Source organism: Martinezella lusitana (assembly GCF_010668395.1).
Lineage (GTDB): Bacteria > Pseudomonadota > Alphaproteobacteria > Rhizobiales > Rhizobiaceae > Rhizobium > Rhizobium lusitanum_A.
Window position 1 is genome coordinate 1 of record NZ_WUEY01000018.1, and the last position, 24,293, is coordinate 24,293.

Annotated in this window: 18 protein-coding genes, 1 tRNA gene and 1 pseudogene; 17 read left to right on the forward strand and 3 right to left on the reverse strand. The window is 59.3% G+C overall.

The annotated features are described in order from the left end of the window. Positions 1 to 50 precede the first annotated feature (50 nt). Positions 51 to 127 (forward strand) — tRNA-Met (locus tag GR212_RS27805). A 202-nt stretch (positions 128 to 329) separates the two neighbouring features. Next, positions 330 to 728 carry a hypothetical protein gene (locus GR212_RS37285; protein WP_246726011.1) on the forward strand — a complete coding sequence of 133 codons (399 nt, stop codon included), beginning with the start codon at positions 330 to 332 and terminating at the stop codon, positions 726 to 728. Positions 729 to 881: 153 nt separating this feature from the next. Here GR212_RS37285 and GR212_RS37290 read toward each other — a convergent pair. The 3 genes and pseudogenes from GR212_RS37290 to GR212_RS27820 form a co-directional block, all read right to left on the reverse strand. Further along, a pseudogene (locus GR212_RS37290) lies at positions 882 to 1,934 on the reverse strand (recombinase family protein); the annotation flags it as partial. An 89-nt stretch (positions 1,935 to 2,023) separates the two neighbouring features. Next, positions 2,024 to 2,842, reverse strand: a complete 819-nt coding sequence (locus tag GR212_RS27815; RefSeq protein ID WP_163991629.1) for a recombinase family protein — start codon at positions 2,840 to 2,842, stop codon at positions 2,024 to 2,026. A 130-nt stretch (positions 2,843 to 2,972) separates the two neighbouring features. Continuing rightward, the gene (locus GR212_RS27820) at positions 2,973 to 3,467 is read right to left on the reverse strand and encodes a hypothetical protein (RefSeq protein ID WP_163991631.1); all 495 of its coding nucleotides are present in this window, start codon (positions 3,465 to 3,467) and stop codon (positions 2,973 to 2,975) included. Positions 3,468 to 4,206: 739 nt separating this feature from the next. Between GR212_RS27820 and GR212_RS27825 the strand changes: the two genes are divergently transcribed. From GR212_RS27825 to GR212_RS27895, 15 genes are all read left to right on the forward strand, one after another. Beyond that, positions 4,207 to 5,370: a hypothetical protein gene (locus tag GR212_RS27825; RefSeq protein WP_163991633.1), complete on the forward strand. Its 1,164-nt coding sequence runs from the start codon at positions 4,207 to 4,209 to the stop codon at positions 5,368 to 5,370. Between the two features lie 245 nt (positions 5,371 to 5,615). After that, positions 5,616 to 6,776, forward strand: coding sequence for a hypothetical protein (locus tag GR212_RS27830; RefSeq protein WP_348643564.1), 1,161 nt, complete (start codon positions 5,616 to 5,618; stop codon positions 6,774 to 6,776). A 126-nt stretch (positions 6,777 to 6,902) separates the two neighbouring features. Beyond that, positions 6,903 to 7,259 carry a hypothetical protein gene (locus tag GR212_RS27835; RefSeq protein WP_163991637.1) on the forward strand — a complete coding sequence of 119 codons (357 nt, stop codon included), beginning with the start codon at positions 6,903 to 6,905 and terminating at the stop codon, positions 7,257 to 7,259. Further along, entirely contained in the window at positions 7,259 to 9,124 is a 1,866-nt protein-coding gene (locus GR212_RS27840) for an ATP-binding protein (RefSeq protein ID WP_163991639.1), read from the forward strand. The genes GR212_RS27835 and GR212_RS27840 overlap by 1 nt, the downstream gene beginning before the upstream one ends. Continuing rightward, complete coding sequence (locus tag GR212_RS27845; protein WP_163991641.1) at positions 9,121 to 9,936, forward strand: ATP-dependent Zn protease; 816 nt, start codon at positions 9,121 to 9,123, stop codon at positions 9,934 to 9,936. Before GR212_RS27840 ends, GR212_RS27845 begins: the two co-directional genes overlap by 4 nt. Before the next feature lie 26 nt (positions 9,937 to 9,962). Beyond that, positions 9,963 to 10,904: a DUF429 domain-containing protein gene (locus tag GR212_RS27850; protein WP_204326795.1), complete on the forward strand. Its 942-nt coding sequence runs from the start codon at positions 9,963 to 9,965 to the stop codon at positions 10,902 to 10,904. A gap of 381 nt (positions 10,905 to 11,285) precedes the next feature. Further along, complete coding sequence (locus GR212_RS27855) at positions 11,286 to 11,597, forward strand: hypothetical protein (RefSeq protein WP_163991643.1); 312 nt, start codon at positions 11,286 to 11,288, stop codon at positions 11,595 to 11,597. A gap of 220 nt (positions 11,598 to 11,817) precedes the next feature. Beyond that, positions 11,818 to 14,148 carry a hypothetical protein gene (locus GR212_RS27860; RefSeq protein WP_163991645.1) on the forward strand — a complete coding sequence of 777 codons (2,331 nt, stop codon included), beginning with the start codon at positions 11,818 to 11,820 and terminating at the stop codon, positions 14,146 to 14,148. A 285-nt stretch (positions 14,149 to 14,433) separates the two neighbouring features. After that, positions 14,434 to 16,875, forward strand: coding sequence for an EcoAI/FtnUII family type I restriction enzme subunit R (gene hsdR / locus GR212_RS27865; protein WP_163991648.1), 2,442 nt, complete (start codon positions 14,434 to 14,436; stop codon positions 16,873 to 16,875). After that, positions 16,862 to 17,491 carry a hypothetical protein gene (locus GR212_RS27870; RefSeq protein ID WP_163991650.1) on the forward strand — a complete coding sequence of 210 codons (630 nt, stop codon included), beginning with the start codon at positions 16,862 to 16,864 and terminating at the stop codon, positions 17,489 to 17,491. Before hsdR ends, GR212_RS27870 begins: the two co-directional genes overlap by 14 nt. Next, entirely contained in the window at positions 17,478 to 18,932 is a 1,455-nt protein-coding gene (locus tag GR212_RS27875) for a type I restriction-modification system subunit M (protein ID WP_163991652.1), read from the forward strand. Before GR212_RS27870 ends, GR212_RS27875 begins: the two co-directional genes overlap by 14 nt. Beyond that, the gene (locus GR212_RS27880) at positions 18,929 to 20,668 is read left to right on the forward strand and encodes a restriction endonuclease subunit S (protein ID WP_163991653.1); all 1,740 of its coding nucleotides are present in this window, start codon (positions 18,929 to 18,931) and stop codon (positions 20,666 to 20,668) included. Before GR212_RS27875 ends, GR212_RS27880 begins: the two co-directional genes overlap by 4 nt. Further along, positions 20,665 to 22,146: a hypothetical protein gene (locus tag GR212_RS27885; protein WP_163991655.1), complete on the forward strand. Its 1,482-nt coding sequence runs from the start codon at positions 20,665 to 20,667 to the stop codon at positions 22,144 to 22,146. The genes GR212_RS27880 and GR212_RS27885 overlap by 4 nt, the downstream gene beginning before the upstream one ends. A gap of 1 nt (position 22,147) precedes the next feature. Beyond that, complete coding sequence (locus GR212_RS27890; RefSeq protein ID WP_163991657.1) at positions 22,148 to 23,326, forward strand: phospholipase D family protein; 1,179 nt, start codon at positions 22,148 to 22,150, stop codon at positions 23,324 to 23,326. Further along, complete coding sequence (locus tag GR212_RS27895; protein ID WP_163991659.1) at positions 23,327 to 24,262, forward strand: restriction endonuclease; 936 nt, start codon at positions 23,327 to 23,329, stop codon at positions 24,260 to 24,262. Positions 24,263 to 24,293 lie beyond the last annotated feature (31 nt).

A 24,293-nucleotide genomic window follows, 5' to 3' on the forward strand; every position in this document is an offset into this window, starting at 1 on the left:
GCATGGCGATTTGCGCTGAGACGATAAACCCTTCGGGTTTACGTTGGTAACGCGGGGTGGAGCAGCCCGGTAGCTCGTCAGGCTCATAACCTGAAGGCCGCAGGTTCAAATCCTGCCCCCGCAACCACTGAAACTTGTAAATTCTCCCACTCGGGAGACTTTCTCAGAAGCTCCTCGGCGTAAGCCTCGAGGAGCTTTTCCTTTTTTGCCTCTGTGTCGATCTCGCCCGATGCAATGCGGGCCATCAGATCATTCTGGGCGGAAGCGACAAACTGCTGCTGCATGATGTCGATCACGTCCATCGAGGCCATGATGTTTGCGATATCGCCGTGGACCTGCAGGGCTGCCGGCTGGTGGCCGGGCGTCTTGCCGATCACGACCGTCTGGATGAGATCACGCACGATCGGCATCAGCCGGCGCTTGGCCTGCTCGTTGGCATTGTTGCGGGCGAGGAAGATCAGCTCGCGGATGGCGAGCTCCGTATTGGCTGGATTGAACTGCGCCTTCAGCTTCGCAATCTTCACCTGAAAATCCTCGACCGGCTCTTCGGCTGCACCGGCGAGTTCCCTGACCAGCTTCTCGCGCGTGACTTCAAGTTCGTCGAGCTGATCGTCGAGGATGACGAGGCGCGGCCGGCCCTCCGCTTGCCGGTCCTGGATCTGCTGCATGAGGCCTGCCTGCTTCGACTTGATCGCCGAAAGCTCGGTCGTCAACTGTTCCCTGCGTGAAGGGGTGCTCTTCAGCCTGCTCGTCTCGTGCGCCACCATCTTCTCGGAAATGCGGTCGAAGATATCGAGCGAATAGAAGGCGACGGGCAAGCAGTTGAGGACGCGTTCTTCGAGTTCGTGGCGGGTGATCGTCTTGCTGTTACCGCAGCAGGCGCCGTCGAGTTCATCGATCGGCAAGCGCTTCTTGCGATTGGTGCAGCTATAGCGGTCCTTGCCGGAGATCGCATAAGGCCCGCCGCATTCCTCGCATTCGAGCATGCCACTCAGAAGATACTCCGGCCGGTGTGTTGCGTTGAGCCTATTGGTGGTGGCGTTCTGATAGAGATCGCCAATCACGGCGTCCCGTGCGCGGACGCGCTCCCAGAGTTCGTCCGTGACGATTCGCATTGTCGGGACGTCTGTCCAGACCCATTGATCGGCGCCGTTCATCCGGGCCGTGCGCCGCTCCGTGTCGGGATTTTTACGATACTGGCGCTTGTTCCAGACGATGCGGCCGATGTAGCTCGGATTGTTGAGGATGCCAGTTCCAACCGTTTTGGAACCGCGGATGGCGGTGTCGCGCCAGGCTCTCCCGCGTGGTCCGATGATGCCTTCCTTGTTGAGGATATCGGCGATATCGCGTGGAGAGATACCGTCCGCATACATCGTGTAGATCCGCCTCACGATCTCCGCCTTGACCGGATCAATATCCCGCAGCCCCTTGATGCGGTCGCCATTGGCGTCACGCTGCTGTGACAGCTTGTATCCGTAGGCCAGGCAAGTCGATGCCTTGCCTCTCCGGACTGCGGTCTTCATGCCTTCACGCGTCCGGAAGCGGATCTGGTCGACAAGCTCGTCGCTCAATGTCGCCCGGAAATGCAGTTCCAGTTTTGTGATGGCCTGGCTGGCATGAACGGTCCAGATCTCGGTATTGTGGTAGTTCAGGTCTTTGAGGATCTTGGCACTATGCTCGACGTCGCGCGACAGGCGATCGACGGTGACGCAAAGCACGACGTCGATGTCTTCACGCTTCACATGCGCCAAGAGCCGCTGAATACCGGGGCGTGACAGGAAACTCATGCCGCTGACGGCGGAGTCCGAGTAGGTCGCGATGACGTTCCAACCCTTCTGTTTGGCGAAAGCTTCACAAAGTTCAATCTGCGTTTCGATCGAGACCTCGTGCTGGCGGTCCGTCGAATAGCGGGCGTAAAACAGAACATTCTTCATTCTCAAACTCCATACGGATAGATGCGTTTGGGAGAGGCCGCCGTTGGCGCCCTCTCTTAAACTCTTGGCGATTCAATCGCGCGCGGTGGTCACCAGGACCGGGAATACCGCCGCCTGACATTGGCCTGTTGCTGTCGAACGCGGTGCCACAGCTCATCGCTGACGATGCGTAGCGCGGGGACATAGCCGTCGAATTCTCCGTCAGCATTCTGCCGCATGCCGACATAGAGGGTGTTATTGAGGATACCGGTTCCGCGAGCCCGGTTCCCAGCGATCGCCTCCTCGCACCATGGCCTGCTGTCTGGCCCCTCGATGCCTTCGGCATTCAACGTCGAGGCGATGTCGCGCGGCGAACGGCCAGCGGCATACAGCCGGAAAATGCGACGGATCACTTCAGCCTGCTCAGGATGCACCACTCGATATCCGACGATCCGCCGCCCTGCGGCGTCGATGCCCGACGACAGCTTGTATCCATAGCCAGCCGGCCGGACTCGCTGATCGTTCTCCGGGCAGTGGGCACTGGTTGCCTTGGCCTGATCGATACCATGATCGATATGGGGCAGATTATGCGGTGTCACACGTTCGGTCATTGCCGTCGACCACAGTTCGATCTCCCTGCGACCAAGCTCGTTGAGGAACCGTGTGACGTGGGTACGGTTGTCCGACACGTTCAAGGGCGCGTCGCACAACACGATATCGACTGGCTCGCGATCCATATACGCGCAGAGCGACCTGATGCCCGGCCTGGCTTTGAAAAGCGCATCATTGTTCTCAGCGTCAGTGAAACATCCCACCAGCGCCCAGCCACGCGCGGCTGCGAATGCCTTGCCGCGCTCGATCTGCTCGACGACCGATCCCTCACCCGTCTTTCTCGCAGCGCGAGCGTAAGAAACCACCTTCTTCGTCATGCTTCCATTCCGTTCCGTAAAAGATTGAGACGTGGGGAGGCGGACTTGTAGCAGCCCGCAACTCCGTTGAGAGCCCCGGCGTCAGCGGCAATTGCTCGATGGAAATAATTGCCGCTACGCCGACGCGTCGTCAGGCGTTGCTCGCGCTGATCCGCTCGACTGCAGCCGAGAAGTCTGCCGCAGCGGCCTTGACGTGTTCGATCAACGTGCTGACTGAAGTAGTCTGCATGCCGCCCGAACCGCGAAGCGAGATCGCATCGACTTCCTGCAGCCAGAGATGCGCTGCCACCAGATGATGTAGCGCATCGCCCTGCAGAGCGTTACCGATGTCGCCCAGTGTCACGGTAGACGGGAGAGGCAGCCCATAGCAGACTTCCCCCATCTTAGATCGCATGAGCTCGCCAGTTAGCTCTGACTGGAGCGGAAAGCTCACGAAACGCGGTTCGATGAGAACCGCGCGCGGACCCCTGGGTGCGTCGGTATCCGCAAGCACCGCACTGATCTGTTCGATCAGCTTCGGCACTTCTGACCGCCACCAGGAAGAATGCTTCCTGAATCCGCGTGGGATCGCCTTCGCCTTATGTGGAGACGCCGGCGTACGAGTTGAGTTCTTGGTGTTCGGCATGGAGACCTCCTATGGTTGCCGGTTGCCATCGTCTTCGACGACGATGGGCAGCGGAGGCAGCCACGCAGGAGGAGGTACGGCCAAAAAATGCGCTCAGCGAAATGCGAGCACTAAAGGGTGCGCCGGAAGAGAAGATCGTCGTCATGATTGTGCTGAATGCGGTGGTCATGTGCGTCTCCTTTCCATTTTGGCGCTTGGGCCGTGTATCGAGCGAGAGACGTATAGCCTACCGCCTCAACCATTGCAAGTGTCTGTATTCAAATGATTTTTTGACGACAAATATTTACATCTCGAATGTGCCATTCTGAGACTCCATTTGTTTTTAAACACGTTTTGGGTGGGACGCCCGTTTTTGAGCCGCAGCATTCATAAGCCGTTAAGCATGACGATGTGCCAGTCGGCGCGCGTCGTGAGGAGGGGGCGCTACACGCCAGGGCATCGTCTGCGTGCTTGCAGGGCACGCTGGGACGGTGATGGCGACAGGCCTCGGCGTAACAAGGTTGAACCGCGAATACTACCAGGAGTTGTCTCTGTAGTATAAAATTTATTTTCCGTCATTTTCCTGCTGCGATGTGGCCGATCCTCAAAGTATTGAGTGTAAAAATCCAAGTAATAATGAAAGTGTTATGACATCGAAAACGACGCAACCTATTGTAATTATTGAACTATTCGTAAATATAAGCTATAATATGGTTATCAGTCGCATGGTGCGGCTGTGGCAAGTACTGTGAAAACAGGGATGTTTGACATGAAGAATAGGAAAAACGCGCTGGCGTCGTCAGCGCGCGTGGGCTTCGACTACGCCGCGTTCGCGATCTCCCCGGAGATCTCTGCGGAACTCGAGGCGAAGGCGAAGTCGCTGACCGATCTCGGGCGCAAGGAGACGGATCACATTTTCCAGCTCGGCGCCTTGCTCGAGGAGGCGAGCGCTCATATCCCGGACGGGACGTTCGGGAAGTGGGTCGAAGCGCGGTGCAACATCACTGCGCGTACGGCGCGCAACTGGCGCGGCGTCCACCGCAATCTCGGTGGCTACCGGGAGCGGGCGGTGGAGCTGGCAATCGGGCCGACGGTCCTGATCCAGTTGGTCTCGGCGCCGGCGGAAAAGATCACGGCGGCGTTCGCGTTCGCTGAAGATCAGGGTCGGATCCAGGTTGCTGACGTGAAGGCAATCCTGGCGGGCGACGACCTGCCAGGCGAGGGCGAGACCGAAGTTGACGCCGTTGATCTCGGCGGTGCCCATGGCCTGAAGGCGATGGTGGAGGAGCGGACTAAAGAGAGCCGAACAGCTTTCCTGCGCAATCTCTCAGGCCTTCTGAAGATTCTCTCCGTTGCTATGGCTGAAGCGGAGAGGACCGGCAAGAGAATCAAGAAGAGCAGCATCGCCCCGAAGGCCGAGGTTCATGCTTACCATGCCTACGAGCTGCTGAGCAGTCTGGGAACCGGTGTTGGTCCGCAGGGGGATGGCAAATCGACAATGAAGGTGGGCCTGCCCTCAACGTCTCGCTGGAAAAAAGTCGAGGCGCTGTTGTGGAGACTTCGCGACAGCTCGAACTGGGCGAAGGTCGACACTCTGGAAACATGGTTGGAGACGGTGGTGGTCCCAATGCTCGTCTGGGCAACGTCGAAGGAGAAATCGCCAGCGTGGCCGTTGCCAGAGGACCCGTCTTCGCCGCGAGTAGCTGTCGCAGCCTCATCGTCCAGCCGCGATGAGATCGAAGACGACGATGACGTCGACCTCGATGACGAAACCGAGGAAGCCGAGATGGTCGAAGCCGAAGCTTCGGATGTTCAGGCCGAAACGGAAGCAGACGTTAGCAACCCGATTGCTGCATTGCTTTCCGCAACCCGCGGACAACGCAAATTGCCGGGCCGGCACAAGCTGGAACTGATCACGAACTGATCGATACGAGATGAGAAGGGGCTTTCGAGCCCCTTTTCCAATTCTGGCTATTGGGTTCAGCTTATGAGCCCGCTGTTAACCTTGTTCGGGCTCTGTTCTCATTCTTCGCTGCCAGGGTCCTTGAGATCCGGTTGCGGTCCTGCGACATAAGAAGGGCTTCACTGATGAAGCCAAGCGGCCCAAGGCAGCGCGCCAACGCTACCAAGGGCCTGACCCTCAAGCCTTCTATGAAAAGGAATCGGGCTGTGACCATTCATACTGCCAAGACCCCAGCCGGGGAAGTTCTGCGCGCCGCGTCAGCGGCATCCTCCACCATGTCTTTTGTCGCCGGCTCCGCGTCGCGTCGCCAGATCGGCGAGCGCTCCGCTGTTCACGCCGAACCGCCGGCGCTGCGTCGTCATGCGCATCTCGTGCGCTATCCCGACGTCGAGGCCGACTTCGACGCGCTGATCGACAAAGCCATCGGCGCCATCTCGGAAGGCGAGCCGGTCGAGGACGAGATTCTCGGCCATTATGTCGCCGTCGCCTCGCTGGTCCGGGCCGTAAGCTTCCGTGAAGGCAAGCTGCTGGAGCAGGCCGTCGAGCGGCTGGCCAAGGCCAATCCAAATCTGGTCGTTCTCATGCAGTCGATCAAACTTCCCTTGGTGAAGGCCGCGATCGAGGCGGTGGCCGGCAATGATTGGAGGCAGCTCGAGGGCGTGCGGCTTGACTGCGAGGCGTCGGCAAAGGGCAGCTATACGCCGGACCTGATTGTCGTGAACCGCGCCAAGCGCGCCGCTTTCGTGTTGGACCTCAAGAGGTCGCTCGCGTCCTATGGCGACACCAGCCGGCTTGAAGAACTGAAGCTCAAGATGCTGGCGTCGGCAATGATTGTGCCCGACTGGCTCTACAAGACCCAGAAGCGGACGATGGTCGAGACGGTGGGCGTCGCCATCATCGATGGCGCCAGCCGTCCCAGCGATCATGCGGCGGGCGTTTGGGCGCTGTCGGAAATCGACGACCTTCTCGAGATCGACGGTGCTGCTGCCTGCATGGCGGAGCTACGGCTGCGCTTCGGACGTCGTGTCCAACAGCTTCTCGAGGTCGAGGCGCGTCGAGCGCTCGGTCTCCCGGAGACGCCAATGGTGATGTCGGCCCCGGTGCTCGCCGCTGATGCCTCCACGACGTCGCTCTATACGCGCCGCTTTGGGACGCTGCGGGCAATCCCCGGTGCCATGGTCTGCGAGGATGCGACGGACAAAACCGGCTATCACGGATCCGGATGCCGTTGCGGCTCCTGTGACGATCCGAGCTTCGATGATGATGACGATGGCCGCGATGATCCGGAGGCGCTGTCGGATGATACTGTCTCATGGCCGCCCGAGCATGTCCGCATCGGCTTTGCCCGGCGTCTGCTCGACGCCTGACGCTACAGAGCCTTCGCTCGGATGAGGCTATGGCTGCGGCGCGTGACGCCGCGGCAGCCTCTACCTGTACCCATCATCCTTAAGAAGACGCCGTCCGCTGAAGCCGGAGGGCCAAGGAGATCCTGCATGTCCGCAGACATCATGTCCGCCCAAGCACCATCGACATCTGCCCGCCTTAAGCGGAGCAGCTCGAGAGCTTCCAAACCCAATCAACCTCTTGTGGCTCCGGGTCCGCAGGACGACCCAGCTCTGATCATCGGCCTCGCTCTTGCGTTTGCCCGGCAGGGTTCATCGGAGACGCGCGCCATTCCGTCGGTGCTGCTCGACCGGCTCCGCCACCATGCACAGTCCGGCGAGCCAACCTGCCGGCTGGTTCTCGATTGCCTCAACAGAATGTCAGGCGCCGTCCATCGAACTGTCGCTCATCAGGGCGTACCGCCGGAAATTGTTTCCGCTCACCTCACAATCGAGGAGCACCATTGATGGATCGACTGTCTTCCTTCCTTCTTCGACGTCTCGCCCATGTCGAACACCGTGCCGTCCGTCGTCTCGCGGTCCGCAACGGCCTGTTGACGATGAGCACCGCCATCATCGACGGTTATGTCATCGGGCGCTTCAGTCCTGCCTTCGATCCCTCCCATCTTTGCGGCAACGCCGATCGGGACCAGCAATGGGTGGGGGATCACCTTGCAGGCTTTCTGATCGAGGCGCCGCAGGACGGTCACGGCCGACCTGTTCTCGTACCGGCCGTGCCGGTGTGGCCGGCGTATCTCGCGCGGCGTTCGGCAAACGAGGCAGATACCAATACGGCCACACTTGCTTACGCGGTGCGTGTCGTTGCCGAGGCAGGGTATTGTCCGAGCGTCAAGCATATGGTGACCCTGCTACTGCTTGCCGCGGCACTGGAACAGTCCGGCGTCACACTGCGCGATCTGAGCACGGTCCTGCGCCAGCCCGCACCCGTCTTCTCGGTGGCAGTCCTCGCCGACGGCTTTGAGCGGGCCCTGCCGCAGCTCATCGAAGACACCGACCTCGTGCCGTACGGTCCTTACAATAGCATGGCGGCAGATTTTGCCTTCACCGACGATCTCTGGAGGTGGGTGGACGCTGAGACCCGGCGCATCTTCTTGCAAATCCCGGCTGGCGAGACCAACCGTCCGAGCCGGGCGGCTCTACGCGGGCAATTGCTGCGGGCCCTGGCGAATGGCACGCCGGTGCTTGCCGTGTCGGAGGCACACAATGGCGTTCCTGATCAGGTTGATCTGACCTGCGATATCAGGCTGACAGGCGCCGGGATCGATCGCCTGCTGATCGCCGATCTGCTGGAAGCCGTCTATGGCAGCGAAGCCGTCATGCGTCATGACAGCAGTATCGCGAAACTCGATGCCGGGGCTCTCACGCTCGACGATCTCGCCATTGCCATTCGGCCCGGTCGTCCGATCCTGTCGAGCCTCGATGCGCTCGCCGGACTGGCAGCGCTGAACCGCGAGGACAAGGAAGACGGAAACGCTGACAAAAACGCGGGCGCCTCGCGACGGCTGATCACCCAGAGCCCGAGCGAGCGAAGAGAGCAGGCCTCGCGGGATGGCGGCAACACCGGCGATCGTACGGCATCGACGTCGACCTCCTCGTCTAAGGGCAAGGCGAAATGGAAAAGCAAGCCAACCGGCGCCGAGGTGATCCAGCCGAAGCCCGTCGATGATGCATCTGCGCCGACCGCGCCACCTGTCCTGCGCGTCGAGACGCTGACCGGCTACGGTGCAGCAAAGGACTGGGCGCTCGGCTTGAAGGTCGATCTTGCCGATTATCTCGGCGGCGAGCTGTCTTGGTCGCAGATGAGCACCAAGCTGCTTCTTTCGGGACCGCCGGGGACCGGCAAGACGACATTCGCGCGGGCGCTCTGCAATACGCTACAGATTCCGCTCGTTGTCACATCCGTCTCGACTTGGCTGCAGGGCGAGTATCTGCATGATGTGCTGGACCGTATGGCAGACACTTTTGCTGAGGCGAGAACGCGGGCGCCGTCCGTCCTGTTCATCGACGAGATCGACGGCATCGGCCAGCGCGCTCCTGCGTCGCGGTCTTACTCCGACTACTGGAATGCGTGCGTCAACAAGCTACTGGAGCTTCTCGACGGCGCCATCAAGACCGATGGCGTCATTGTTATCGGCGCCACGAACCGGCCGAGCGAAATCGACGAGGCGATCCGCCGCTCGGGACGGCTGGAAACACATATCGAAATCCCGCGGCCGGATATTCCGACGCTCGCTGGCATTCTCGCCCATCATCTGGGCAGCGACCTCGATGCCGTCACCGTGTCGGACACCCAGATCGGAGGTCAGCCATGACGGGAAACACCAAAGTTGGCGGCTCTATGGACGAGATCGAGGTCATCCTGGAAGATGACGGCGAGCGCGACATCGACACGCCAGAGACGTCCGAGCATGATAATCCAGTGCTTCAGGCGTTGCGACGTCTGGCAACACGAGCAATGGGCCTGACTGGCGCCGACATTGAACGGATCGTCCGCGAAGCGCGATTGAAAGCTCGCCGAGAAAAGCGCCGCCTCACCTATGCAGACATCGAAGCGGGCATTCGCGGTCACCGCCCGCCGGTCCCGTACGATGTCCGATGGCGCTTCGCCATCCACGAGTCCGGTCATGCGGTCGTTCATCACGCTCTGCGGCTCGGGACGATCAAGGGGCTGACGATCGACGCCAAGGACGGCGGCCACAACACGGTAACCTTTGCGACAAGTACGCCAGATACCGAAGATTGGTACGGGCGGCTGCTGGCAATGCTGATGGCAGGCCGCGCCGCCGAGCTGATTGTGCTCAAGACCGTATCGGCAGGCTCCGGCGGCGCCGAAGAGAGCGACCTTGCAAGCGCAACTCGCATTGCGCTCGATATGGAACAGGCACTCGGCTTCGGTGGCCGTCATCCGCTGCTCTACCTCGGACACAAGGATCCAACCGCGATCCTCAGCCGCGACGCCGAGCTGGCAGAGCGGGTGCATCGGCGGCTGGAGTTCGCGCAGGCACGGGCGACGGAGGTCATCCTCGAAGACCGGCGGGCCTTCGACCGATTGGTGCGCGCGCTCTTCGACGCCCAGGCGCTCGATGGTCAGGCGGTCATGGACATCCTGGCCGGTGCCTCGTAAATCCTGAGCGAAATTTGGAGGACGGGATGTCTGTAACTGTCGTCGCACATTGCGACTGGAGTATCGAAGCCAAGAAGCGATGGATGTGCGTGGCGGTTCGGCAGGGCGAGACGTGGGCCCTTTCGGCGCCGGAACCCGTCGGCGACACGCAGAACCTTACACATCGGCTGCGGCGGCGGATGGGAGCAGACGCCGCAGTGCTATTAGGTTTCGACTTCCCGATCGGTCTTCCTGCCGCCTACGGCAGAACTCTAGGGACACCTGACTTCCCTTCTTTTTTGCGGTCATTCGGGGACGCACGCTTTGCGCGTTGGTTCGACGTCGCGGAGCATCACAGCGAAATCTTCATCGACCGACCCCTCTATCCGATGCGGCCTGGGGGCACGCAGCGTCAGCACCTTTTCGACGCTTTAGGGCTGAGCGGTAAGGATCTACTGCGCCGCTGCGAGCGGGCGACGCCGGATCGCGGCGACGCCTGCATGCTGTTCTGGACGCTCGGCGGCAACCAAGTGGGGAAGGCCGCCTTGACCGGCTGGCGCGAAATCATCCTCCCGAACTTGGAGGAGCTATCGCTTTGGCCGTTCGACGGAACGCTCCATGACCTGATGATGCCGGGCGCCACCGTAGTGGCCGAGACCTATCCCGGTGAGGTCTATGGGCAGCTTGGAATTCCCCGACGCCCTGTTTGGAGTAAGCGACAGCAAGACGGACGTCGGTCCGTGGCAAGTGATCTGATGCGGTGGCTGAAGAACAGGCCACACGTCGACGGGAGCGGACTCCAAAGTCTGATCAGCGACGGTTTCGGAAACGGCAAGGACGGTGAAGACCGGTTCGACGCGACAGTCGGCCTGCTTGGCATGATCGACGTCGTCGATGGCCGACGGGGCGAAGGGGTACCGGAAGCTGATGATGTCAAACATGGGAAGGCTGGATCCTCGGTCAGCAGGCTTAAGTCTCCCACACGTTGATCCACGGCGAGACGATGTGATGCAGGTTGCTCGCAACTCGAAACAAATTGCGCTCATTCGATTCGAACCTCCGGGCGAACGATTCGAAAGTCGAGGGCAACGTTTCCAAACTCTAGGCGAACGTTTCGTTTTTCCAGATTTCCGATTCACGTCCTATCGAAAGGGCCGGATGCCGTGCGTCCGGCGCCGCGAATATAGCCGTGGGACTGCCGGCAACCTGTCTCGACGTGCCTGTAACCTGAAACAAATTGCGCTCATTCGATTCCAAACTCGAAAATCCCGATTCAAAGCACAATGATTCCGTTTCGGCGACAAACGCCTTGCGCCGTGCCGCCGGTCCCTTGAGCATAAAAGTGCCATCAACGAAAACAGGGGGAAGACATGGCGCGACAGACCTTGGAGGAGCGGAACGCCAAGCAGAGGGAACGGCAGCAGCGGCTCCGGGACCGGCATCGGGTCGAGCGGCGCCCGGATCGCGACGACGTCGCGCGAGCGATGCTGTTTTGGACGATCAGCAGCTATCTCGACCAGGGGCGTCCGGACTGGATAGAAGAGCTGGGCGACGCCGTGGTCGGAATTCTCGTTGACCAAGGCTTTGACGAGCGGGCAGCGGACGAGGTCTTCGATGATCTCGTCGATCGCTATGCCCGCGATGACCGTCCCTTCCGAAGCAAGCCTCACCTGCGGGGCTGACGATTCCTGGCCATCTGCTCTGCCTGATCACCAACTATTTGTGCAAACGGCGTTATCATTGGGGACTTCGTCCCCCCGTTACTTCGTGAAACGCCGTTTGCAACTGAATCGTTTTTATGAAGCCATTCGCCTACGGAAACCGTTGGTTACCGGAGGTTAACTCCATTCGCATAGCTCGCGTGCCCCGCGTCTGCGGGAACGATCAACAACAGCTACGTGAATGGAAATGAACCAATTTTCTGCCAAAGCCTTTCAACGCAAGATCGACGCCTTCTGCCAACTGCGGCTGGCGCCGCTTTTCAAGGACGACGAACTTCCCCGGCTGAAGTGGTATTTGCACACGCTCATTCAGACGAGGAGACCGGCGCCAAGAACCAACGGCAGGACAGACTGGCACGTTGTCGCGGCGGCGTGTGGCCTCGACACCAATCTGCTCGCCGGCAATGCACGTCAGATCGATCCGGCCTTCGACGCGATTGGTCGGTGGATCCGGGACACGCGCCTCTCAGCCGCGACAGCAGACCCCGAAGTCCATCGAACACAAAAGACGCCGAGGACGAAGTCGGTGCCCACGAGGCCCCGACCAGCTCGCGCGCCCCAGAACCACCCCAAACCAGCACCAGTGGCTACCGCAGCAAGTCCAGGCACAAATCTCGAATTCCCAGAAGCGCTGTTCAACGTGAAGGAAGATCCGACGGAATTCTCCGAGGCGCTACAGCTCCAGCTCCGGCGCCATGGCGAAACGTACTGGACGCTCCATCGTGCGATCACCGGTCCGGATGACGTTACCGAAAAGACAACGCTTTTAAGCTGGATCGAAGGCCGGAAGGTGCCGCGGACTGTCGAGAGTTTCGAGATCTTGTCACGGATCGAGCGACGGTACCGGCTCACGGCCGGTTATTTCAAATCCAAGCTCGCACATCCTTCGCGATCGGCGTCAGGGTTTGAGCTCTCCGGAATAGAGCCGGCGGAGCGTCGTCGTATTGCCTGGCATCTTCCCGAGGATTTCAACACGCTGTCCTTCCAGAAAAGGGAGGAGATCGTCGACTGGGTGCGGCGGGTCATTATCAGCGGCACGACCGACTACCGGAAGTACCAAGCAGCCGCCGCCAAGCAGCGCTACGCCATCCGTTTCCCTGGCGTCTCCTATGGTGGGCGGGCGCCACGCGACGGTAAGATTGTAGTCCCTGCGAACTATGAGCAGACCTGGGTCGAGGATCCTGACTTGCTGTCAGGCGTGATAGAAGCGCCACCGTCACTCGCCATGGAAATGGCCGACCTGGTTCGCTTCAAGACGTCGGCTCTGACGTCCGTCGGCTTTCAGCGAAACGGGGTTTGGGGCGAAGAAACCGCCTCACAGAAGATCGAGCATCTCGGGCTGATGTTCGGTGCCCTTGCAGCATCCAGAGATGGAGAGGTGAAGGGCTACGGGGTGCCGGTCCGGCAGTTGACGTTCGGGCTCCTCATTTTCCCCGGCGTCTGGGATTGGTATCTGCAGTGGCGGGAGACTCGCCGCGGCTTCTTTACTGCTTGGGAAGTCGACATGTTGCGGATCGCCTTGGCGATCACCAAGGAGGGGACCGGATGGCTTCGGCAGCATCCGGAGCTTCTGGCGCGCGTTCAACCGATTGCCGGCCTCGTTTCGCAAAACGAGATCGACTATGCCAACGCGGACTGGCACGGTGCCTGCGACGACTTCCATAAGCATGCTGCCCACCGCGTCAAGGAAATCCAGCGGATCGCGCGCGTCCATCGCGATCCGTTCGAGCCGATCATGCCCGTCCTTGAGGCGGCAAGCCCCGTTGGGGAGTACCGTAAAATCACGGAGGAGATCATCCGCCTGATGCCGGATGAGCATCGCTATCCTCGACCGGCCGCCGAAGCGGTCCGATCGTTCTTGATGCTGAGGCTGGGGTTGCATCTTGGGCTTCGCCAGAAGAACCTCCGGCAACTGATGCTCAACCCGAAAGGCTCGATGCCGCGTTCGGAACGCGCGCTGGAAAAGATGAAGCGGGGCGAAATCCGGTGGAGTGATCGGGAAGGCGGCTGGGAGGTCTTTATTCCTGCGGTGGCTTTCAAGAACGCACACTCGTCCTTCTTTGGCGACAAGCCGTTTCGGCTCGTGCTTCCAGACCTTTTGGATCTCTACAAGCACATCGACGCCTATGTCGACCGACACCGCTCGGTGCTCTTACGGTCAGCCGCGGATCCCGGCACGTTCTTCGTCAAGACCGTCAAGACGACCAGCACAAACGCCGCCTATGACACGACAAGTTTCTATGAGGCTTGGCGTCACACGATCCAGCGGTACGGCATCTACAACCCCTATACCGGACGAGGGGCGATCAAGGGCCTCCTTCCGCACGGTCCCCATAACGTCCGTGATGTGCTGGCAACCCACATCCTGAAGCAGACTGGCTCCTATGAGCAGGCGAGCTACGCCATCCAAGACACAGCCGAAATGGTCGCCAAGCACTATGGGCGCTTCCTGCCCCAAGACAAGGCCGCTCTTGCGGCCCGCATCCTCAACCAGGTCTGGGAAGCCGCCTGACGCACACGAGGCGCCGGAAATTATTTCCGGCGTCTTTCAAACCGCCATTTTTCTTGATCGCCTTTTATTGCAAAGCTGGCGCCGAAGGCTGCCCTTCGCATGACTGGTGTCGCAAACGCCATTCGGTTTTCATGCTGGTCTTTCCCTCCGTTACTCATGGTAAAATTTTTGCAGAGCAAACGAAAATTCTGAGCGGCCCGTATCCTCTGATCTCAGGGTTGCATTGACGCTGCGAACACTATTCATATTGTACAATCAATGGGGTTGCGGGGGAATGGCATCCGGATGGACAAGCGGTCTTTGACGGAACGCGACATATGCACGAAGTTCATTCTACCGGCCGTTAAACAGGCTGGCTGGGATATGATGCTGCAGGTTCGTGAAGAGGTCTTCTTCACCAAGGGCCGCATCACGGTGCGCGGTAAGCTCGTCGCCCGTGGCAATGCCAAGAAGGCGGACGTAATCCTCTATTACAAGCCCAATATTCCGATCGCGCTTATCGAAGCCAAAGACAACACTCATGCGGTCGGTGATGGTCTGCAGCAGGGACTGGACTATGCCGAGACACTGGCGATCCCCTTCGTCTTTGCCTCCAACGGCGACTGTTTCGTATTCCACGATCGTACCGGCCTGCGGGAGGTAAAAGAGGAAAACCTCCGCCTCGACCAGTTTCCGTCGCCGGATGAGCTTTGGCGGCTATACAGTCAATGGAAGGGCCTGGACACCTCTGCCGAACAGCTTGTGCTTCAGGACTATTATGATGACGGCAGCGGCAAGGCTCCGCGCTATTATCAGGTAAACGCTGTCAACGCCGCCATCGAGGCCATCGCCAAGGCGCGGGATCGCGTGCTGCTGGTCATGGCGACCGGTACGGGCAAGACCTACACCGCCTTCCAGATCATCTGGCGTCTGTGGAAGGCCAAGCGCAAAAAGCGCATCCTGTTCCTGGCCGACCGCAACGTGCTGATCGACCAGACCATGGTCAACGACTTCCGCCCCTTTGGCGGTGCCATGGCCAAGCTCTCTACCAAGTCAAAGACGATCGAGCGCCCCGATGGAACTGAAGAGTCCGTGCCGCTGGCGCTGGATCGCAAACGCCGCATCGACACCTCGTTCGAAATCTATCTTGGGCTCTATCAGGCCATCACCGGTCCCGAGGAACGACAGAAGCTGTTCCGTGAATTCTCGCCGGAATTCTTCGACCTGATTGTCATCGACGAGTGTCATCGCGGTAGCGCTGCGGAGGATTCTGCCTGGCGTGAAATCCTCGAATATTTCTCCGCTGCGAGCCAGATCGGCCTGACGGCAACACCGAAGGAGACCGAGTACGTCTCGAACACGGCATATTTCGGGGAGCCGGTCTTCACCTACTCCCTGAAGCAAGGCATCAGCGACGGTTTCCTTGCACCCTACAAGGTGATCAAGGTCCATATCGACCGTGACGTCGAAGGCTATCGACCGGAAAAGGGCCAATTGGACCGCGACGGCGAGGAGGTCGAGGACCGCATCTACAATGCCAAGGATTTCGACCGCACCCTGGTTCTCGATGACCGCACCAAGCTGGTGTCCGCCAAGGTGACCGAGTTCCTCAAGGAGAGCGGCGACCGCTACCAGAAGACCATTGTCTTCTGCGTTGACGAGGAGCATGCGGCCCGCATGCGTCAGGCGCTCATCAACGACAACAAGGACCTCTCCGACGAAAACCCCCGGTATGTCATGCGCATCACCGGAAGCGACACCCTCGGCCAGGCGCAGATCGGCAACTTCATTGATCCGGAATCGCGCTACCCGGTGATCGTCACCACATCGCGCCTGCTCTCCACCGGCGTCGACGCGCAGACCTGCCGCCTCATCGTCCTCGACCGCCCCGTGGGCTCGATGACCGAGTTCAAGCAGATCGTCGGCCGCGGCACGCGCGTTCATGAGGACACGCAGAAATTCTACTTCACATTGATGGATTTTCGCGGCGCGACCAACCACTTCGCCGATCCCGAATTCGATGGCGATCCCGTACAGATATATGAGGCGGGCGAAGGCGATCCAATCACGCCGCCGGATACCGCGACCACGGGCTTCGAAGACGGCGATCAGGACGGTTACACCCCGGAGCCGCCGACCACCGATGGCGAGGAGGTGACGTTTCCAGGTGGTGGCGGCGAGCGCCAGAAGAAGGTCTATGTCGATGGTGTCAGCGCGCGGGTCGTGGCCGAGCGTGTCGAATATCTCGATGCCAATGGCAGGCTCGTCACCGAAAGCCTGCGCGATTTCACCAAGGCAGCGCTTCTTCGCCATTTCGCCAGTCTCGATGATTTCCTCAAGCGCTGGAAATCGGAGGAGCGCAAGGATGCACTGGTCAAGGAACTGGCTGCGGAAGGCCTGCCGCTGGATGTGATCGCCAAAGAACTCGGCATCGACCTCGATCCTTTTGATCTCGTCTGCCACATCGCCTTTGATCGAAAGCCGCTGACGCGGCAGGAGCGTGCCGACAACGTGAAGAAGCGCGACGTCTTTGCCCGCTATGAAGGCAAGGCGCGCGCCGTTCTGGATGTACTCTTGTCCAAGTATGCCGATGAAGGTGTCTTGAACCTCGACGATACGAACGTGCTGAGGATACCGCCAGCGAACACCATCGGAACGCCCATTGAAATAGTCCGCGCCTTCGGAGGAAAGGCAAATTTTCAGCAAGCTGTCCACGACATGCAGGATGCCATTTATGACTCTATTTAAATCAAAGACGTTGCTTCATCACGATGACAAAATCGGTTTTGTGCGCCTTTGGATGGGCCTTCCTGATTTTCCGACGTTCCTCAAAAAAGGTTTAGATGCAGCCCCTTTAACGAAGGGCACGGAAGAATTGGCGCGCGAGCTCGTCGTTTCAGATTTTGCCCCCGGAAAATCCGTTGAGTTTGTTCGGCGCGTATGCCGTTGGGGTGGCGACAGCCGGCGGGGCGGCAAGGTCATAGCTCACAATCCGGAAGATCGGATCGCCAGCCAACTTCGGGCTGCGCATCAGGCGTGCATTGCTAACGATCCTGGAGCGGCAATTAGAGAAATTACCTCGCTAAAAGGTCTCGCGATATCGTTTGGCTCCAAGCACCTCAAATTTCTCGACCCAAATCAGCACGTAGTCTTGGACAGTATCATCTGTGAAGCTCTTGGCTTTAGCCCGACCTCAGAAGGGTATTTAGCCTTCCGAGAGCATTGCTTCGCTCTTCAGGGGCTGGTTCGTGACATGTCGATGGAGTACACGGGCCACTCTCAAGAAGGATGGCGCATCGCCGATATTGAGATGGCAATATACAATAAAATCAGAGAGCTTCAGAAGTCCCATGTCCGTCCGTAACACCGTCAAATCCATCCAGGACATCATGCGCCAGGATGCCGGCGTCGATGGCGATGCCCAGCGCATCAGCCAGCTCTGCTGGATGTTCTTCCTGAAGATCATGGATGATCAGGACCGGGAACTGGAGCTGACCCACGACAATTACGTCTCGCCCATCCCAGAGAAATTCCAGTGGCGCAACTGGGCGGCAGACCCGGAAGGCATCACCGGCGAGGCGCTGCTGAACTTCGTCAACAACGAGCTGTTTCCCACGTTGAAGGGCCTGCCAGTCTCGGCGCAGCCGGGCGATCGCCGCCGCGTCGTGCGCGATCTCTTCGAGGATGCCTATAACTACATGAAGTCCGGCCAACTGATCCGTCAGGTGGTCAACAAGATCAGCGATGTCGATTTCAACAGTCTGACGGAGCGTCAGCATTTCGGTGAAATCTACGAACAGATTTTGAACGACCTGCAGTCGGCCGGCAATGCCGGTGAATACTATACGCCCCGCGCGCTGACCTCCTTCATGGTGGAGCGCATTGATCCGAAACCCGGCGAAACCCTGTTCGACCCCGCTTGCGGCACCGGCGGCTTTTTGACCTGCGCCATACGCCACATGGAGAAGAACCATGTGCGCACGCCAGAGAGCCGCGTGAAGATGCAGGCCGGTTTGCGCGCCGTGGAAAAGAAGCCGCTGCCGCATATGCTCTGCGTCACCAATATGCTGCTGCACGGCATCGAGGACCCGAGCTTCGTGCGCCACGACAACACGCTGGCCCGTCCGCTGATTTCCTGGGGCAAGGATGAGCGCGTCGATATCGTGCTCACCAACCCGCCCTTTGGCGGGCGTGAGGAAGACGGCATCGAAAACAACTTTCCGACCTTTCGCACCAAGGAAACCGCAGACCTGTTCCTGGCGCTGATCGTGCGCCTGTTGAAGGACGGTGGCCGCGCCGCCGTCGTCCTGCCGGATGGCTCGCTGTTCGGCGAAGGCATCAAGACGCGGCTGAAGGAGCACCTTTTGGAAGAGTGCAACCTGCACACCATCGTGCGCCTGCCCAATTCTGTCTTCAAACCCTATGCCTCGATCGGCACCAACCTGCTGTTCTTCGAAAAGGGCACTCCGACAAAAGACATCTGGTATTGGGAACACCGCGTGCCGGAGGGGCAGAAGGCCTATTCCATGACCAAGCCGATCCGGCAGGAGCATCTGCAGGATTGCGTCGACTGGTGGGGCGGCAAGGGGCGGAGGGGCCGCGAGGAAGGTCCGCAGGCCTGGCGTGTGACCCTGGAAGAGGTGAAGGCGCGTGGCTACAATCTGGACTTCAAGAACCCGCATACGGTGGCCGATGATCACGGCGACCCGGAGACCCTGCTGCAAGAGCTGACGGCTGCCGAAACCAGTGCGGCCCGCCTTCGCGACCAGTTGAAGAGCATTCTGGCCGAGGCGCTGGACCGATGAACGCCGAACGCCTGTTGCAGCATTACGAACAGATTGCCGATGCCCCGGATGCGATTACGCGGCTGCGGCGGTTCATTCTCGATCTGGCAGTGCGCGGCAAGCTCGTGCCGCAGGATTTCGAAGACGAGCCGGCGTCGGAGCTATTGAAGCGGATCGCGGAGGAAAAGGCGCGGCTGCTCAAAGCAGGGGAAATTCGAACTCCCAAGCCTCTTGGCGCAGTCGTAGACGCTCCCTTTTCAATTCCATCGAATTGGTCTTGGTCGCAGATTGCTGAAATTGGGATCATAAGCCCGCGAAACGATGCGCCTGACGCACTGGAAACATCATTTGTTCCGATGCCCTTGATCGCTGCCGAATATGGTGTTGCGAACAGGCACGAAGTCCGCACTTGGGGAGAGATAAAAAAGGGGTATACGCATTTCGCCGAGGGCGATGTCGGGCTCGCGAAGATCACGCCTTGTTTCGAAAATGGCAAGTCGACGGTATTTAGGAATTTGACCGGCGGCATAGGCAGCGGAACGACTGAACTTCACGTCGTTCGCCCACTGCTGGTCGTGGCAGACTACATTTTGCTCTTTTGGAAGAGCCCCCATTTCATAGAAACCGGCATTCCTAAAATGACGGGAACCGCCGGCCAGAAGCGCGTGCCGACTGACTATTTCGCTAACTCTCCTTTCCCCCTTGCACCCCTCGCCGAACAACACCGCATCGTCGCCAAGGTCGATGAATTGATGGCGCTGTGCGACAACCTGGAAGCGGCGCGAACGGAGCGGGAGACGAAGCGGGACCGGCTGGCGGCGGCAAGCCTTGCACGCCTCAACTCCCCCGACCCGGAAACCTTCCGCGACGACGCCCGCTTCGTGCTCGATGCCTTGCAGGCACTCACCGCCCGCCCGGACCAGATCAAGCAACTGCGCCAGACCATCCTCAACCTCGCCGTCCGCGGCAAGCTCGTGTCCCAGGACCCGGCGGATGAGCCGGCGGAGGAGTTGTTGGAGCTGATTACGGCGGAGCGAGACGCGCTTGTTCGCCGAAAGGAAATTCGTAGAGAAGCTCCCCTGGAGCCGGTAACTGCTCGCGATTGTCCGCATGCTATCCCTAGCTCGTGGGCTTGGAGCCGCGTCGGAGACGCCGTTCTTTTCACTCAGTATGGCTCGTCGCAGAAATCGCATGCGTCGCAAAATGGTGTCCCAGTTCTAACGATGGGTAACATTCAAGACGGTAGTGTTATCTGGGGGAACGAGAAGCGAATACCAGAGAGCTCAGACGATCTACCAGCGTTGTATCTGAAGACTTCTGACTTGTTGTATAATCGCACTAATAGCGCGGAACTCGTTGGCAAAACTGGCATCTACAGGGGCCAGAATGATGTGCGAACTTTTGCTTCCTACCTAATCCGACTACGCCCGTCCTTGTTACATTCAAGTCCCGTCTACCTCAACGTTGCCATGAATGCGCCGAGCTTCCGAGAGACGCAAATTGTGCCCCTCATCAAGAAACAAACGGGGCAGGCAAACGTGAGCGGTTCAGCATTGAAAAACATGCTCATCCCCATTCCACCTCTCGCCGAACAACACCGCATCGTCGCCAAGTTCGATGAACTGATGGCGCACTGCGACCAGTTGGAAACTAGCCTGACCATCGCCGACGAGACGCGGAGAAGACTGCTCGACGCGCTGCTGGCCGAGGCGCTGGCACCGGTAAACGCCGAGGCGTTGCAGGAGGCCGCGGAATGAGCGTGCAAATCCCAACGGCAGAGAGAATTCTTCGCACTCGGCTCGGCGAGCCGGGAAAAGAAGTTACGTATGTTCTCGGCTTCACGACGGCCACGGGGAAGGTGCTGGCGCTCCACCGCACGGCGAGCGAGACGCGACTTTGGTTCCTGCCTCCTGCGCCACCAAAAATCGATGGCGTTGTTCTCATGCCGACCTCGGCCAAGAACGACGATCTGAACGGACAATTCGCCCCTTTAAACACCTCGTCAGCTCTTCGGGTGGAGATTGCGACGGAAGGCGGACTCAACCAATTTCTCGATTGGTTTACAGGTTCCACCACGGGTTCAGGGCAGTCATCGGGCGATGCCTTCTCAGCAAATTTCAGCGGCCTGTACCAGCGCTTCCAGCAGCTCGTCACCGCTCGAACCAACGGACATCCCTTCACCAATTTTGAGGAGGGGTTGGCGGCGAGCTGGGAAGATTACAAGCCGAAGCTCAGGGCCTACGCCTTGACGATCCTGGCTTCGGACACCTGGGCCGAAGCTGGGATAGGTTCTGGCACGATCCTTCGCCATGTGATCGACGCCATTGAAATCCAGAACAATCGCCGCAACCTGACGAACAATCTCGTTTTTTGGCAGAGCCGCTATGGCCACGCCAACCGCAATCACCATGTGTTCATCGAGGCGCAGACGATCCCGAAACTGCGCAAGGAAATAGAGCGACTGCTCTATGTCCTTTATGTCGGTGGCGGAGATGAGGGCGAGCTCTTCGAAGAACTCAGCACCATCACGGGCGGCAAATACCCCCTGCTGGCCTACCTGTATTTTCTGAAAGACATGGATCGCTTTACGCCGATCCAGCCGACCGGCTTTGACCGCCTGTTCCGGGAGATGGGCATCAATTTCTCGACGCTACGCCAGTGCAGTTGGGAAAATTACAGCACTTTTCTCGATTTGCTTCAGCAGATACGACCGCTGATCGCGCAGGAGGCGGGCTTGAAGTCTGTTCGCCTCATCGACGCGCATTCCTTCTGCTGGATTTTTTCGACATTGATCGCGATGGAGGCCGAAGGTGATTTAACGCCCGCGGCCGGTTCGAAGGATGACGGACGGGTCCTGGCTGCGCTCGAAAAATCCATCGTGGCAATGCGGATGTCCGTCGAGAACACGGTCAAGAACGCTAACGGGCAGCTTGTTCAGCGTGTTCTGAAAAACAAAGAGCTGCGTATGACGTCACAACAGCTTGAAGCTTTGATCCGTCAGCTTTTGGCGCAACAGGACAACAGATGCGCACTGACGGGCATTCCATTACAATTTCAAGGACAGCACCACGATAAAAACCTCCTGCCGTCCCTCGACCGGAAAGATAGCAACGGCCACTACGAGGGGGGCAATCTCCAGGTCGTCTGCCAGTTCATCAACTTCTGGAAGGGCGATACCGACAATGAAGAATTCCGGCGATTGCTGAATGTGGTTCGTGGGCTGGAGGAACAATAAGATGAGCTCGCGTCTTGTGGATGCAGGATGGACTAAGGAACTGGACGAAGGCCTCGTGCTCGCGTCTCACAATCTTTGCGTGATCTCTCCGTTTATCAAGCGTCGTGCCGTCGAGCGGATTTTGTCACATGTGCCCAAGGCAATGCGTATCATTACCAGGTTCAACCTCGCAGATTTTGCTGATGGCGTCAGCGATATTGGCGCATTGAGGAGCCTGCTCGCGGCGGGCGCACAGATTCGCGGGATCAGGAACCTTCATGCCAAGGTTTATGTCTTTGGCGCACGGCGAGCCATTGTCACCTCCGCTAATCTCACGGAAGCGGCGTTGACGAGAAATCACGAATTCGGGCTTGTGTCAGATGAACCGAAAATCATCTCTGCATCCAAGGAATACTTTGAAAAGCTTTGGGCAGACGGCCTGGCAAATTTGACCATTCAACAGCTCGATGAATGGCAGCGAGCGGTCGCGAGCCATTTGGTGAGGGGAGCGCCCCATGCCTCCTCGGGGAGCCTGGGCGATTTCGGGGCAACCGGCGTTGACCTAGTTAGCCCTCCACTGCCCTCTGGGGTCATCGAGGGTGAGGAAGCCTATGTCAAATTTCTTGGTGAAGGCAGCAACCGAGTTTCGTTATCATTCCCAGTGCGTGATGAGTTGGAGAGCGCTCTCTGCCACTGGGCATTGACATACCCGGCCAACAAGCGACCGACTGCTGTCAAGGACGGTGCCTTGATGTTTATAAGCCGCCTCACGTATGAGCCAAGAGACATCATTATATTCGGTCGAGCCATTGGCATGAAATACGTGCCGGGGCGAGACGATGCATCTGCCGATGAAATCGAAGCGCGCGGATGGAAGGAAACTTGGCCGCGATACATCCGGGTGCATCACGCGGAGTTTGTTGCGGGCACCATGGCAAACGGTGTTTCCTTAAATGCCTTGATGGATGCGCTTGGTCATGATGCGTTCATCTCGACGCAGAGAAATCATGCATCAGGCCAGGGCAACACTAATCCGTACAAGGCCTACAATCAACAAGCAGCTGTGCGGCTCTCCTTGCAGGGGCAGGAATGGTTGGCCGACCGTCTACAAGTTGCCATGGAGCGGCACGGCAGACTGCCGCATGACGAGCTGGACAAGCTCGGATGGCCCACTCTACCCACAGAATGGGCGCACAACTGAATGGCCATTCCTGATTACCAGTCCTTGATGCTTCCCGTCCTGCGGCTCGCGGCAGAGGGCGAAACACGTGTGCCGGATGCGGCGGAAACGCTGGCCGACCAGCTTGGTCTGTCTGTCAAGGAGCGGGAGGAGTTGCTGCCGAGCGGCCGTCAGCGCATTTTCCACAATCGCATCCATTGGGCGAAGTTTTACATGACCAAGGCGGGCCTGATCGACAGCCCGGCGCGGGGTCGCTTCTTGGCAAGCCAAGCGGGCAAGGAGCTGCTGGCCACCAATCCCGTCGGCATCAATGTCGACACGCTGAAAACCTATCCGGCCTTCGCGGAATTCTATGCCTCCAGCACGTCGGGTGCCGGAAGCACGGACGCGGCGTCGGTCGGTGCCGGCGAATCCATTGACGCCACCACGTCCGCAACGCCAGAGGAACAGATCGATGCCGCGCAGGCCGTACTGCACCAGGCCCTGAAGACGGACCTCCTGCAACGCATTCTGGCGCAGAGCCCGGCCTTCTTCGAGCGCGCCATCGTCGATCTTCTCGTCGGCATGGGCTATGGCGGCAGCCATGAAAACGCCGCGCGCCGGCTCGGCAAATCCGGCGATGGCGGCATCGATGGCGTGATCGACGAGGATCGCCTCGGCCTCGATCGCATTTATGTGCAGGCCAAGCGCTACGCTTCCCATGTCAGCGTCGGCCGGCCAGAAGTGCAGGGCTTCCTCGGCAGCCTCGTCGGCGTCGGTGCCGCCAAAGGAGTCTTCGTCACCACGTCGAGTTTCTCCGCCCCTGCCATCGAGTTCGTTCGTCATCTGCCACAGCGCATCGTGCTCATTGACGGCGATCGCTTCGCCGACCTGATGATCGAGCACAGTGTCGGTGTCCGCATTGCCCGCACCGTGGAGGTGAAGCGACTGGATGAGGATTTCTTTGTCGAAGAGTGATGGTCGAACGTCTCGTGGATGCGGAAATTAT